Origin of the sequence: Xanthomonas albilineans (genome assembly GCF_009931595.1) — a bacterium.
Lineage (GTDB): Bacteria > Pseudomonadota > Gammaproteobacteria > Xanthomonadales > Xanthomonadaceae > Xanthomonas_A > Xanthomonas_A albilineans.
In genome coordinates this window covers 1,113,087-1,127,273 of record NZ_CP046570.1, presented here as the reverse complement: position 1 = coordinate 1,127,273, position 14,187 = coordinate 1,113,087, and the positions used below count along the sequence as shown (strand labels likewise).

General features: G+C 62.9%; 12 protein-coding genes. 4 read left to right on the top strand and 8 right to left on the bottom strand.

What is annotated here, in order from left to right:
- Positions 1-38: 38 nt before the first annotated feature.
- The 4 genes from XaFJ1_RS04945 to XaFJ1_RS04930 form a co-directional block, all read right to left on the bottom strand.
- Positions 39-1,421, bottom strand: coding sequence for an NAD-dependent succinate-semialdehyde dehydrogenase (locus tag XaFJ1_RS04945; RefSeq protein WP_230598221.1), 1,383 nt, complete (start codon positions 1,419-1,421; stop codon positions 39-41).
- 96 nt (positions 1,422-1,517) lie between these two features.
- On the bottom strand, positions 1,518-2,930 hold the full coding sequence (locus tag XaFJ1_RS04940) for an NAD(P)(+) transhydrogenase (Re/Si-specific) subunit beta (protein WP_012915570.1): 1,413 nt from the start codon (positions 2,928-2,930) through the stop codon (positions 1,518-1,520).
- Positions 2,931-2,934: 4 nt separating this feature from the next.
- Entirely contained in the window at positions 2,935-3,252 is a 318-nt protein-coding gene (locus XaFJ1_RS04935; protein WP_012915569.1) for an NAD(P) transhydrogenase subunit alpha part 2, read from the bottom strand.
- A gap of 16 nt (positions 3,253-3,268) precedes the next feature.
- Complete coding sequence (locus tag XaFJ1_RS04930) at positions 3,269-4,420, bottom strand: NAD(P) transhydrogenase subunit alpha (protein WP_012915568.1); 1,152 nt, start codon at positions 4,418-4,420, stop codon at positions 3,269-3,271.
- Positions 4,421-4,718: 298 nt separating this feature from the next.
- Here XaFJ1_RS04930 and XaFJ1_RS15865 point away from each other — a divergent pair, with 298 nt between their 5' ends.
- Positions 4,719-4,931, top strand: coding sequence for a hypothetical protein (locus XaFJ1_RS15865; RefSeq protein ID WP_012915567.1), 213 nt, complete (start codon positions 4,719-4,721; stop codon positions 4,929-4,931).
- A 31-nt stretch (positions 4,932-4,962) separates the two neighbouring features.
- Positions 4,963-5,307 carry a hypothetical protein gene (locus XaFJ1_RS15860; RefSeq protein ID WP_049887168.1) on the top strand — a complete coding sequence of 115 codons (345 nt, stop codon included), beginning with the start codon at positions 4,963-4,965 and terminating at the stop codon, positions 5,305-5,307.
- 205 nt (positions 5,308-5,512) lie between these two features.
- Here XaFJ1_RS15860 and XaFJ1_RS04920 read toward each other — a convergent pair whose 3' ends face one another.
- Complete coding sequence (locus XaFJ1_RS04920; protein WP_012915565.1) at positions 5,513-6,028, bottom strand: single-stranded DNA-binding protein; 516 nt, start codon at positions 6,026-6,028, stop codon at positions 5,513-5,515.
- A 292-nt stretch (positions 6,029-6,320) separates the two neighbouring features.
- On the opposite strand from XaFJ1_RS04920, the gene XaFJ1_RS04915 reads away from it, so the two are divergent.
- Complete coding sequence (locus XaFJ1_RS04915) at positions 6,321-7,316, top strand: polyprenyl synthetase family protein (RefSeq protein WP_012915564.1); 996 nt, start codon at positions 6,321-6,323, stop codon at positions 7,314-7,316.
- A 138-nt stretch (positions 7,317-7,454) separates the two neighbouring features.
- Here the strand turns inward: XaFJ1_RS04915 and murD are convergent, their stop codons facing one another.
- The 3 genes from murD to XaFJ1_RS04900 all read right to left on the bottom strand — a co-directional run bounded on the left by murD (position 7,455) and on the right by XaFJ1_RS04900 (position 12,957).
- Positions 7,455-8,867, bottom strand: a complete 1,413-nt coding sequence (murD, locus tag XaFJ1_RS04910) for a UDP-N-acetylmuramoyl-L-alanine--D-glutamate ligase (protein ID WP_012915563.1) — start codon at positions 8,865-8,867, stop codon at positions 7,455-7,457.
- Positions 8,848-10,203 (bottom strand): UDP-N-acetyl-alpha-D-muramoyl-L-alanyl-L-glutamate epimerase, encoded by a 1,356-nt coding sequence (murL, locus tag XaFJ1_RS04905; protein WP_012915562.1) that lies wholly within the window; start codon positions 10,201-10,203, stop codon positions 8,848-8,850. Before murL ends, murD begins: the two co-directional genes overlap by 20 nt.
- Positions 10,204-10,347: 144 nt before the next feature.
- Complete coding sequence (locus tag XaFJ1_RS04900) at positions 10,348-12,957, bottom strand: bifunctional aspartate kinase/diaminopimelate decarboxylase (protein ID WP_045756766.1); 2,610 nt, start codon at positions 12,955-12,957, stop codon at positions 10,348-10,350.
- 289 nt (positions 12,958-13,246) lie between these two features.
- Between XaFJ1_RS04900 and XaFJ1_RS04895 the strand changes: the two genes are divergently transcribed.
- Positions 13,247-14,125, top strand: coding sequence for a PhzF family phenazine biosynthesis protein (locus XaFJ1_RS04895; RefSeq protein WP_012915560.1), 879 nt, complete (start codon positions 13,247-13,249; stop codon positions 14,123-14,125).
- Positions 14,126-14,187: the final 62 nt, after the last annotated feature.

Genomic DNA, 14,187 nt, shown 5'->3' with positions numbered 1-14,187 from the left:
CGAAGCGAGGTTTTTCGCTCTGGCATCGCTGCCACCGTTCAGAACGTGCCGTTGATGTCGGTTACGGCAATCAACTTGCGATTCACGAATTCCTTGATACCTGAATCCACTAGCTCACGCCCATAACCAGAGCGACGTATACCGCCAAAAGGCAGATCGGCAGCTACGCCAGTGGGATGGTTGATGTAGACCATGCCGGTGGATATCTTCCGCGCTACCTCGATACCGTGCTTGATATCCGTAGTGAATACCGAGCCGCCGAGCCCATAAGGAGAGTCGTTGGCGATACGAATGGCATCAGCCTCGTCCTTGGCTCGGATCACTTGCGACACCGGGCCGAAAAACTCCCAAGCATGCGCCGGATTGTTGTTACTGACATTGCTAAGTAGCAGCGGACGAAAAAACGCACCGGTGGACGGCACTTCCGCGCCGATGAATTCGGCTTTGGCACCATGCGCTACCGCATTTTCAACCTGCATCTTTAAGTCGTCCACAGCGCTTTGTGAAGACAACGGTGCCAACGTAGTGGAGGGATCCATCGGATCGCCCGCCTTCAACTTGGCTACACCCATCTTGTACTTTTCCAGGAAAGCGTCGTAGATCGCGTCGATCACAATGATTCGCTTGGACGAACAACACACTTGGCCTGCGTTCCAATGACGGCCGGCGACCGCCCATTGCACCGTCTTGTCCAGATCGGCGTCGGCCAGCACCACGAAAGCATCGGCGCCTCCCAGTTCCATCGTTGATTTTTTCAATGCCTGGCCAGCCTGGGAAGCGATTACCGCGCCAGCACCCTCCGAACCCGTCAAGGCTATGCCCTGCACACGCGGATCCTCGATGATGGTCTTGAGTTGATCGTGGGTGGCATAAAGGTTGGTGAAGCCGCCCTCTGGCAGACCCGCTTCGCGAAAAAGGCGCTCGAACGCTGCTGCACATTGCGGCACGTTGGAGGCGTGCTTGAGAATGATCACATTACCTGCCGCCAGTTGCGGCGCAGCGATACGTACGACCTGATAATACGGGAAGTTCCATGGCTCCACGGCCAACAGGATGCCTTCCGGCACGTATTCGACCCACGACTCGACATAGGAAGTATGCTTACTAAACAGCCTCTCCGGCGCAAGCAATTCTTCAGCATTATCGACGTAGTACTCAAGAATCTGCGCGGACAATTCCACCTCAACCTCAGCCTCACCGATCACTTTACCCATTTCGAGAGTGAGGATCTTCGCGTATTCGGCATGGCTCTTACGCAGCAGGTTTGCGGCTTTTCGAAGAATTTTTACCCGCCCGGCAACGCTGATATCTTTCCATGCATCGAACATGGCTTGCGCCCGATCCAGAGTCTGCTCGATCTTCGCATCGGTGGCATTTTGGAACGTTTTGACGACTTGGCCAGTATAGGGATTGGTGGTCATGTAAGGCATATTTGACCTCTTTGGGGTGCGCTCGCATCATCGATGATGAGAGAGGCGGAAATATTGAGTAGGAAAGTAGATGGCCTACGGCCTTGCTCAGCGGGAAGCAAGCTCCTTGACCGCTTGGACCATAGCCGTCAGCACAGCCAGCGCATCCCCGTAAACCATGTTGCAGTTGTCGCCATAGAACAGGAGGTTCTCCACACCGGCATAGCCCTTGCCCTGGCCACGCTTGATTACGTAGACCTGATGCGCCTTGTCAGCATTGAGGATGGGCATACCGTAGATAGGCGAACGCTTGTCGGTGCGCGCGGCAGGATTCACTACGTCATTGGCACCGATCACCAGTGCTACGTCTGTGCTGGCGAAACTGTCGTTTATATCTTCCATGTCGTCGATAAGGTCATAGGGCACGCCTGCTTCGGCCAACAACACGTTCATATGTCCCGGCATACGCCCGGCCACCGGATGGATGGCAAACTTCACGTCCACTCCACCGCCCTGTAGCAGCTTTACGAACTCGTAAAGCTTGGCCTGTGCCTGGGCTACAGCGAGGCCATAGCCAGGTATTACGATCACGCTGCCGGCGTAACGCATGGTCACCGCCGCATCGGACGGATCGGCGGGCTTGAGCCCGCCGGCGATGTCTCCCTGTGCCGCGGCAGTCGTTTCGCCGAAGCGGCTGAACAGCACGTTGGTCAACGAGCGGTTCATTGCCTTCGCCATCAGCACGGTCAGCAGAGTGCCGGCTGAACCGACCACCATACCGGCAATCATCAGCGCCGGATTGTGCAGGGCGTAACCCTCCAGCGCCACCGCCAAGCCGGTGAAAGCATTGTACAGCGAGATAACCACCGGCATGTCCGCACCACCGATCGGCAAGGTCATCAAGAAGCCGAAAGCCAACGCACAGAGAAAGAACAGAGCAAGCCATGTCGTGGCCTCACTGCCGAAGTCGGTCAAAGTCAGGGCGCCGAATATCAGAGTCGTGATTAACACCCATGCATTGAAGACGCTCTGCCCCTTAAAGCGCCAAGCGCTACGCATACGTCCATCCAGCTTGGCCCAGGCGACCATCGAACCTGTCAGCGACACCGAGCCAATCAGTGCACCTAACGTAGTTACGGTCAATTGCAGAATGCTGCCGTTATGTGGTTCGGTCAGTTCCATCGCGGCCACCGCCGCCGCGGCACCACCGCCCATGCCGTTATACAGCGCCACCATCTGAGGCATGGCCGTGATCGCCACCCGCTGGCCGCGGTACCAAGCCCAACCAATGCCGATAGCCAGCGCCAGCATCGCCAGCCCCACGTTGGCAAGCCGATGTGGTCCTGCTGCGGTGTCCACGTCGGCCAGATAACCGAAACTGGCCAGCACCGCGACTAGCATGCCGAAACCCGCCAATACGATGCCGTGCCCCGCTGTCGCCGGCGACGACATCCGTTTCAGGCCCAAGATGAACAACAGGGATGCCGCAAACCCACTGACTTCGACAATCAACTGCCACATGGGTTTACTCCTTCCCGCCCGGCGCTGGCGTGCTAGGCTTGAACATTGCAAGCATGCGATCGGTTACCACATAACCGCCAGCTGCGTTGCCGGCACCAAGCAGCACGCCAAAGAAGCCGATAACCTGATCGATTACGGTGCTGGCATTGAACAATGCATGCAGCGCACCTACCACCACGATGCCGTGAACGAAATTGGATCCGGACATCAACGGCGTATGCAGGATGGATGGCACACGACTTATTACTTCGTAGCCGGTGAACGCTGCCAGCATGAACACATAAAGCGCGATCAGCCAGCTCATCGACAAATCGATGCTCATGTTTAGACTCCTCAAGCTATGGAATCTGGGGACGAAGAGTTAATAAGTTATTAAGTGAAAGCTGGGTCACCGAATGACGGATCTCTCCGGCATGCGCCAGCAGGGTTCCCGCCACCACTTCGTCGCCCAGATCCAGTGACAGCACACCGTCCTTGATGATCAATTCGAGCAGGTTCAGCAGATTCTTCGCGTACAGCTCGCTAGCGTGCTGGGCCAGCAGTGATGGCACATTTAACGGCGCGAGGATCGTGGCAGGCCCCACCCTCGTGACCTGACCAGGCAGCGTGCCTTCGCAGTTGCCTCCACTTTCCGCCGCCAAGTCGACGATGACAGAACCAGCTTTCATGCCCTCGATCTGCGCACGCGACACAAGCTGCGGCGCGGTGCGTCCCGGCACATTAGCCGTTGTAATGACAAGATCGGCTTGCTGGATGTGCCGGGTCAATACTTCCTTGGCCTGCGCCTGCTCTTCGGCGGTAAGTTCACGTGCATAGCCACCTTCGCCACCTGCCTCCACACCCGTGTCGACAAACTTCGCACCCACCGATTGCGCTTGTTCCTTTGTCTCAGGTCGCACGTCATAGCCTTCGGTAATCGCACCTAGCCGATGTGCTGTCGCCAATGCTTGCAATCCGGCCACACCCAGCCCCATCACCAGCACATGAGCGGCGCGCAGTGAGCCGACAGCAGTGGTCATCATCGGCAGGATGCGCTGCAAGTGCACTGCACCCAACAACAGTGCGTAATAGCCAGTCAATGTTGACTGGCTGGACAGCGCGTCCAGCGCCTGTGCGCGGCTGATGCGTGGGACGCTCTCCAAGGCGAAAGCACTGATGCGGCCATCGCGCAGAGGTTTCAGAAGATCGGCATTTTTTTGAGGATAAACGAAGCTGACAAGCACTGCGCCAGGCTTCATCGCTACGATCACCTCAGCTGGCGGCGCCTGTACCGCAAGCACGATGTCTGCATCAGCCACCATGCGCTGTGGATCGTCCATTATCTTGACGCCAACGTAATCCGCGTCGGCGAATCCCGCGGTGACGCCAGCACATGTCTGCAGGGTGATGTTCGCCCCTAGCCTCATGAAACGTGCAACAAGCATAGGCACCATTGCAATACGGCATTCATTTATGCTTGTTTCTTTTAGTACGGCAATCTTGAGCGACATCCCGCAGCTCCATGTCCATGTTGGAGAAAGAGTGCCAGTCTTACGGCAAACACCACTTGATCTGCGTCAATTTCCTCTACTAAATCGGATTCGAGCTGGAGGCCACTGGCTACGTCGAACTCACGCCTGATCGGCCGATCGTCGCCGAGGTCCGCATCATGCTCTGAGGAGATTACCCATGGAAAAACGCACTGCCCGTGTCATCACGGTTGCCGTCACGCTAGGTGTACCCGCCATCGGCGCTAGCGCGCTCGTCTGTTCGGGCCTATAAAACATTGGTATCGACGATCACCACACCATGCCGCTATTTGCGATGCTCCGAATTTTGCGCGCCCGCTCAATTCATTTGTGCTCGAACGATCTGATCGTGCCGAACCTCGACAACCTGCAACTGCCCCTCAGAGGCGCTGGCCAATACTGGAAGATGTGCATCACCTACCGCCTGTCCCCCGACGTCGACGAATCCAAACTGCGTGCTGGCATGTCCCCACAGCCGCCCAATCTCTCCTAGGTACATTGTCGTCCCCAAGGATGCGTTCTGGATGATCACGCACGGCATCAAGATGAGCGCCATGCCGATCTGGGACAAGGCGGATCACGACGACCCCACCATCTGGATCATGGTCGTGTTCCATGAAAAACTGACCGGCATGAGGCCGGCCGAATACATGGCCATCGCGACCAAGTCGCCACCAGATAAAGACAAGGACGAAGACGTCGGCCACCGTCATGAGGAGGGCGATGCACACCCCTACGGTGTAGCTGAAATGAGGAACATGGAAATGCCCAAGCAAAGACGCCGTTTCCGCAACACCGCCTGCGACGACCAGTTCGGCCGGGACAACGCCGGCCGTTGGTGTACCTGTGCATCCTTAACTGGCGCGTAGGCCAGCAGTTGCTTCATGCCCCTCAATTAGCGCCGCGCATCCTCGAAAGCGTAGATATCTCGGCGATGACCGCAGGAGCGCACGCACCGCCAACTGCAAGGCATGGCGAGGGGATTACCCTATAGTTCCGCAGTGGCTTACGCGCTAATTCGCGGCAGCCCCTCTACCGGATCTTTGCGACACAGACGAAACCATGTCGTGTACGTCAGAACGGAATGTCGTCGTCCGCGAAATCATCCATCGGTGCGGAATGCGACGGCGACGGCTGCTGGCGCCGCGGGGCGTAGTCCTGCCCGCCGCCGCCCATGTCGGAACGCTCCTGACGCGGCGGCGCCGAACGCGACGGACGGTCGCCGCCACTCATGCCCCCACCCCCGCTACCTTCGCCACGGCCGCCGAGCATCTGCATCTCATCGGCGACGATGTCGGTGGAGTACTTCTCCACGCCGTCCTGGCCGGTGTACTTGTCGTAGCGGAGCGAACCTTCGACGTAGACCGAACTGCCCTTGCGCAGGTACTCGCCGGCGATTTCGCCCAGTTTCCCGAAAAACACCACACGATGCCACTCGGTGCGCTCCTGCTGGTTGCCGTCGCGATCCTTGCGCACGCTGGTGGTGGCCAGACTGACGCGGGTGATGGCCATGCCGGACTGGGTGTACTTGGTGTCGGGATCGTTGCCGAGATTGCCGACGAGGATGACTTTATTGATGCCGCGGGCCATGAGCTGCTTCCGTCTGGGGTCTCCACGGCCAGACGGCGCGCGGAGCGGTAAAGAACACGATTAGGAACTCCTAATTCGGCAATCCTAACATTGCCGGGCTGGCCCCAGCCGCGCCAAACGCGCGCAGACGCCTCGGAAACCACCGCGCCACAAGATCGGAATGCCGGCAATGCAGCACTGGCGCGGCTCTCCAACGCCCCCACCACAAGGCCAGACCAGCCCGATCAAGCCCAGCGCAGGACGAATGTCGTCGCGCAGCCTATACTCAGCGCACGCATTCAGCCCAGTCCGCATGAGCATCGCCGAAGACCTCCCCGCCCTGGGCCTGCCCCAGATCCAGATGTTCGCCGCACCCGACATGGCGGCGGTCGATGCCTTGATCCGCCACCGCCTGGCGTCAGATGTCGTGCTGATCAACCAGATCGCCGACCACATCATCTCCGCCGGCGGCAAGCGCCTGCGGCCGATGCTGGTCATGCTGGCCGGCCGCGCCTGCGGTAGCCATGGACCGAAGCACCACCAGTTGGCGGCGATCATCGAATTCATCCACACCTCGACCCTGCTGCACGACGACGTGGTGGACGAATCGGATCTACGTCGCGGCCGCAGCACCGCCAACGCGCTATGGGGCAATGCGCCCAGCGTGCTGGTCGGGGATTTCCTGTACTCGCGCAGTTTCCAGTTGATGGTGGAGCTGGACAGCATGGCAGTGATGCGCTTGCTTGCCGACACCACCAACCGCATCGCCGAGGGCGAGGTGCTGCAACTGCTGCACGTCCACAACCCCGATACCGACGAGGCCGCCTACCTACAGGTGATCGAGCGCAAGACCGCGGTGCTGTTCGCCGCCGGCACCCGCCTGGGCGCGCTGGCCGCCGGTGCCACCGACGCGGTGCAGCAGTGCTTGTACGCATACGGCATGCACCTGGGCTACGCGTTCCAGATCGCCGACGACGTGCTCGACTACACCGCCGATGCCGCCGATCTGGGCAAAAACCTGGGCGACGATCTGGCCGAAGGCAAAGCCACGCTGCCGCTGATCCACGCCATCGCCCACGCCGACGCCAGCACCCGCGCACGCCTGCGCCAGATCGTCGAACACGGCGATGCCGACGCCATGCCGGAGGTACTGACCGCGATCCAGGCCAGCGGCGGACTCGACTACAGCCGTCGCCGCGCAGCCGAGTACGCCGCGGCGGCCGAGCGCGCGCTGGACAGTCTGCCGGACAACGACGCGGTGGCCGCATTGCGCGGGCTGGCCCGCTACGCGGTCGAACGCAAGCACTAGCCGCGCGTGGTACGCCGCTCGGCGCGACCACCGACAGCACCGTCCCGCTGCCGGTGAAAAGCACGCCACGACCAGAGTCGCGCACGCAGGAAAATATCCGCAAGCTACCGCCCATGCGGCACGTGCCGCATCGCTGGATCAGGCGATGCCCAATCCCGCAATCGCACTGATCGCCTGCGGATCGAACCCGGCCAATTCGGCGAAATGCCGGCCACGCGCCACGTAGTCGCGATAGGCACCGAAGCTCGGCGCGCCCGGCGACAACAGCACCACCCCTCCCGCCTCGCCCAGCGCATCGCGCGCCAGCGTCAACGCATGCGCCAGATCGGCGGCGGCATGCAGACCAAAGCCGACCTCGGCGGCCAATGCCACCAGCAACGCATGAATACGCGGCCCGTTACTCCCCATGGTCACGATCTCCAGCGGTGCGCCATGCCGCATGCGCTCGACGAAGTCCTGCCAATCCAGGCCACGGTCATGCCCACCGACCAACAACGCGATGCGACGCCCACGAAAACACTCCAGCGCCGCCAAGGTGGCGTGCGGGGTGGTACTGATCGAGTCGTTCACGTAGGTCACACCGTCTCGCGTACCCAAGGTTTGCAGCCGGTTGGGCAATGGTCGAAACGTGGTGGCCGCTGGCGCCAACGCCGTCGCATCCAGGCCCAGCGCCTCGATCGCCGCCAGCACCGCGCACAGGTTGCCGCGGTTGTGCTGGCCCGGCAGCGGGGTCTGCGCACTGTCGTACACCGCCGTGGAGCCGCGGTACACCACCTCGCCGCGCAAATGCCAGCCGTCCTCGCGGTTGAACCAGCGCACCTCGCTCTGCGGCAAATGCAACGTCGCCAACTGCGGATCGGCGGCGTTGAGCAGGGCGATGCGTGGCCGCGCCTGCGTCAACAACGTCAGCTTATCGGCGACATAGCGCGCCTGGCTGCCATGCCAATCCAAATGCTCGGGAAACAGGTTCAACACCATCGCCAAGTGTGGACGCGCACCGCTGCAGGCGACGTCGCCGGTCTGGTAACTGGACAATTCGATCGCCCAATACTGCGGCGGTTGCGGCGGCGCCAACACGTCCAGCAGCGGCACGCCGATATTGCCGACCAGACCGGTGCGATGACCGCCGGCGCGCAGCAGATGCGCCAACAGTGCCGTGGTAGTGCTCTTGCCCTTGGTGCCGGTGATGCAGAGGCTGCCGGGCACAACGCCATCGGTGTCGGCATGCTCGGCGAACCACAACGCGGTGCCGCCGACAAAGCGCGTGCCACGCGCCGCCGCCGCCTGCGCCTCGGGGAGGTACGGGCTGATGCCCGGCGATTTAATCACCACTTCGAACGCCGCCAAGCGCTCGGCGCTGGCCTCGGTTTCCACGCGCAGGTGGGGATCACGCACCGCGGCGACCTCGGCGGCATCATCGGCGGAACAGAGCAGCGTCAGCGGCAGGTGGGCCGTGCTGCGCGCATCGCGCAACGCGCGATACGCCGCCCGACCCTCGCGGCCCCACCCCCACAACGCGACACGGCGGCCCTCAAGCTGCGAAATTCGCACGCACACGTTCCCACAGCGCGGCCGGAATCCGGTGCTGCTCGTCCAGCGCCAACAGTGGCTCCATCCGCAGTTCGGCGGGATCGAGCTGCGGCTGGATGTCGCGGATGAAGCGCGCGACCAGCGCATCCTCCTTCCATTCCGCGCGCGTGGCCAAAGTCGCCATCGCCGCGCGCGATTCGCGGCCTTCGCCGACGCATTCGAATGGTTTGTGATCCTGGAATTCCAACAACGCGTCGAAGCCCGGCGCCTGCGTCGCGTCATCGAGCAGATTGCGACCGAAAATCTGCACCAGCCGCGTCTTGGGCATGAACGGCGCCAATGCCAGGAACACGAAATGGCACTTCGGACAGATCCCGCACCAGCGGTGCGCCGGGCGCTCGCCGAGAATATGGAAATTGCGGTTGCAACTGGAAAAATGCGCGTCGTAGTGATCGTTCTTGGCGAACTGCCGCGCCACCGCCAGTTCCGACAGCGGACGCAACAACGAGTAATAGCGCAGGTCCGCGGCCACGTAGCGCTGCACGTGCGCGCCGAACGCCTGCTCGAAGGCCCAGCCCTTGGACCACTGGTGATTGACCTCGCCAGTGCCGGCGATCTGGCTGCCGTAGCTGGCCGAGCGCTCGTTGGAGAACACCACCTGCCCGGCATCGTGCAACAAGGCGGCGAACACCAGGATCGCCGAGTTCACCGCCGTCACCGGGATATGTCCGTTCCACGCCCCCTGCCGGTTCAGTTCGAACAGTTCCGGCGCCAGCGCACGACCAATGCTCAGGGTCGGCAGACCCGTGCGCTCGGCACAGGCACGGATCAGTTGCGAACCGCCGATCCAGGCCACGGTTTGGGCCACGCCGGCCGCACGCAGCGCTTCGATACTGACCAAGGAGTCCTTGCCCCCGCCGATCGCCACCAGCGCACGATCGCTCAACCCCAGATCCACCGCCTCGGCGTCGCTGCTGGCCAAGGCCGGAAAGCGAATGCGCGCACGCAGGTCCAGGCCGTTGCGGTAAGCGAATTCGCCCAGCCCATGCAGATACACGCTATCCAGCAATGCAGCGGTCTCGGCGTCGATGGTGTAATCGTCGATGACGATGCGCTCCGGAACCGCCGCCTTGTAGTAGCTGATCCCCGCCACCAGATGCAACAGACGCAAAGCACGCTGCAACGCCTGCGCGCGCTGCGGATCGAGCGCGAACGGCGCGCCGGGGACGCTGATGGTCTCCACCAACTCCGGACCATCGTCGAACGCATAGACCAGACGCGCCACGCCGCTGGCGGCATCAAAGCCACAGCGCACGAAGCGGAAAGTGGCGACCTGCTGTTTGTCGAATGCGCTCATGGACGTCCTGCCAAAACACCGGCGTGCCACACGTCGCGGCGGCACAGGAAAAATTCGCTCATCGAACACCGCAACGCCGCGCGCAGCGGCGGCAAACCGCCACGCACGTCTGCCATCGGCAAGCACGGCCTATGCGGGTGCATCTCAGCGTGCAGGCACATCGATCACTTCCTCGCGGGGCAACTCGCGCTGGTTGTAGGTGCTGGCCATGACATAGCCGTAGGCGCCGGCATCGGCGATCAGCATCACATCGTCCGGCGCGGTCTCCGCCGGCAGGCGACGGCGATGACCGAACACGTCGCTGGACTCGCAAACCGGCCCGACCACGTCGAACACCGTGTCGGCCTCTCGCTCCAGACGGCTGAGGTTGACCACATCGTGCCAAGCGTCGTACAGCGCCGGGCGGATCAGCGTGTTCATGCCGGCATCCAAACCAACCCGGCGGATGCCGTCCTTCTCGATCACCTGGGTGGCGCGCGACAACAGCACTCCGCATTCGGCAACCAGATAGCGACCTGGCTCGATCGCCAGGCGGAACCCCGGATGCACCTGCTTGACCTCGGCCAGACCCTGCGCCCAGGCATCCAGGTCGAACGGTTCGTCGTCGGCGCTGTATGGGATCGGCAGACCGCCGCCGATGTCGATGACCTCGATACTGCCGATGCGCCGCGCGAATCCGGCCAGTTCGTCGCAGATGCGTCGCCAGTGCTCCGACGTCTCCACGCCGCTGCCCAGATGCGCGTGCACGCCGACAATGCGGATGTCCAACGCGCGCGCGGCCTCGACGAACTCGTCCACGCGGGTGGCCGACAAGCCGAACTTGGAACGCTTGCCGCCGGTGTTGACCTTCTGGTGATGACCGTCGCCGTGACCCAGATCGATCCGCAACCACAGGCTTCGGCCACGAAACAACGCCGGCCAGCGCTGCAGCGCCTCGACGTTGTCCAAGGTCACGGTGACGCCCAGGGCGAAGGCGGCCTCGTATTCGGCCCTCGGCGCGAAACTGGGAGTGAACAACACGCGCCGCGGCGATAGCTCCGGCAGCGTCTCGAACACCCGGCGCAGCTCGCCGTGCGAGACGCATTCCAGGCCGAAGCCCTCCTCCACCAGCGTCTGCAGGATGGCCGGATGCGTATTGGCCTTGATCGCGTAATAGCGCTGATCCACCGCGGCGATCGCCTTGAGCGCGCGTGCGCGTTCGCGCAGGGTCGGCAAGTGATAGACGTAACGCGGCGTGCCGGCGTCGGCCAAGCGCAGCAGATGCGCGCGCTCGTCGTGCCACCAGGGCGTCGGCCGCGAGCGCACGCTGCCGGCGATCTCGCGCCAGCGCGGGCCGAACACCTCGGTTTCTTCCACCGGCATGGCACCGCTGTCGATCAGCGCGGCGTGCAGGATCGGCAGCAGCCCGTCGGCGGCGGCCTCATCGATGACGAAGGTCAGGTTCAAGTCGTTGGACGACTGCGAAATCATGTGCACGCGCTCCTTGCCGAACGTGGCCCACACGTCCGAGAGCTTGTGCAGCAGCGAACGCATGCCGCGCCCGACCAGGGTGATCGCCGCGCACGGCACGATGATCTTGACCCGGCACATCTCCGCCAGATCGGCTGACAACGCCGCCAGTACATCGGTGTTGACCAGATTCTCGCTGGGGTCCAGCGACACGGTGACATTGGTTTCGGCCGAGCCAATCAAATCCACCGACAAACCGTGCTTGGCGAAACGCGCAAACACGTCGGCCAGGAAGCCGACCTGCTGCCACATGCCGATGCCTTCCATCGACACCAGCACGATGCCGTTGCGGCGACTGATCGCCTTGACCCCCGGCACAGTAAGCGCATTGCCATCGATACTGGTGCCGGGCAAGTCGGGCCGCTCGGTGTCCAGGATCGCCATCGGCACGCCGCCGTCGCGACAAGGCTTGATCGAACGCGGGTGCAGCACCTTGGCGCCGGTGGTGGCGATTTCCTGCGCCTCGTAATAATCCAGCCGGGTCAGCAGACGCGCATCCGGCACCTCGCGCGGGTTGGCGCTGAACATGCCCGGCACGTCGGTCCAGATCTCCACCCGGCTGGCCCCGAGCAACGCGCCGAAATAGGCGGCCGAGGTGTCCGAACCACCACGACCGAGGATCGCGGTCCCGCCATCCTGATGACGTGCGATGAAGCCCTGGGTGATCAGCATGCGTGTGGGCTGGGCGAGGAAACGCTCTCGCCAGGCGGCATCGGCCTGCCACTGGCAGGACACCGATAGGCGCCGCGACCAGGCACTCTGGTTCGGCTGCGGCGGCAGCGCATCCAGCCACTGGCGCGCGTCCATCCAGCCGATGTCCAGGCCGTTGCTGCGCAGGTAAGCCGCGCCCAGGGTCGAGGAAAGCAATTCGCCCTGGCCCAGTACCTCGGCCTGCCAATCCAGCGTGCGGCTGGCCGCGCGTGGGTCCTCAAGCAGGCCGCGCAGCACTTTCAGGCGCTCGCCGAGCACGGCATCGGCATCCAGTTCCAACTCGGCCAGGAAGGCGCGATGGCGCTGTTCCAGCGCATCCACGCGCTGCGCGCTGTCGGTGCTGCCGTCGGCGATCGCGGTCAGTTCGTTGGTGACGCCGGACAACGCCGAGACCACCACCAATACCCGCGCACCAGTCTCTTCCGCGCGCTTTTTCGCCAGCGTCCCAATCGTGTCCCAGCGATGACGCCGCGACACCGATGTGCCACCGAACTTGAGAACGATCCAACGACCGGCAATAGAAGGAACTGACATGGAATGGGGTATCTAGAAATGTTGGGGGAGACGCCGAGATGACCGGGCGCAGCCGTCGATTCTACTGCCAACCGGCCAGCGCCAGAACGATGAGCGCGGCGCACCCGATCCAACAGGGACGCTTACCCGGCCCACGCCAGCCGCGAACTCCACCTCGACAGCGACCACATCGCGCTCCAGATCGACGAGGCCGGAGAGGTTCTGATCGGACTCCTAGTGCATGTGCCGACCGATGAACGCATCGCTTGGTAAGCTCCACCTCTCACACCGAGATGCGGAATAGATTGCGATGAGCAAACGCCGTTTCATACAAGTTGACGTCTTCTCCGCGCGCGCCGGCAGCGGCAATCCGTTGGCCGTGGTACTCGATGCGGATGGACTGGACGAGGCCACGATGCAAGCCATCGCACGCTGGACGCGCTTGCCGGAAACCACCTTCGTCTTCGCACCGACGCGACCGGAAGCCAGCTATGGCATCCGCATGTTCAGCCCGCAGAAAGAAGTGCCGTTCGCCGGCCACCCCAGCGTCGGCACCGCGCACGTAGTGCTGGAAAACGGCATCGCCACCCCGCGCGATGGCCTGCTGGTACAGGACGGCATCGCAGGGTTATTTCCATTGCGGTTGGAAGCAGATGCCGGGGTGCCCAGCATCGCCATCCGCACCCCGCGCGCGCAGGTGGCCGAAATCGCCGACCCGGCGGACACGCGCCTGACCGACGCCCTGCGCAACTGGTCGCTGGGGGCGCTGCCACCGGTGCGTATGGACGGCGGCCGCTGCTGGTGGCTGGTCGAGGTCGCCGATGAAGCTGCACTGCGCCAACTGACACCCGAGTGGGACGCGATCGCCGCCCTGGCCGAAAACACCGCCAGCATGGGCGTGTTCGCCTACGCACGCGCCAGCGGTCAACCCTATGCGCTGGCGGTACGTGCCTTCGTCGGCAACGGTCGGCGCTTCGAGGATGCCGCCTCGGGCGCGGCCAATGCGGTGTTGGCAGCGTGGCTGGATCACCGCGGCGCTATGCCTGGGCGCAACGGCCGCTATGTGGCGAGTCAGGGCCGCGAAGTCGGCCACGATGCGCTGCTGACGCTGAGCGTGGATGCCGCTGGCGAGGTCTGGTCAGGCGGCCAAGTGCAGACGGTGATCCAGGGCCAGATCGATTGGCCCTGATCGCCAGGAGGGCGAGGAAAATGGCCGCTGCCCTATAACGCCGGGGCCAGCGGCAAAAGAAA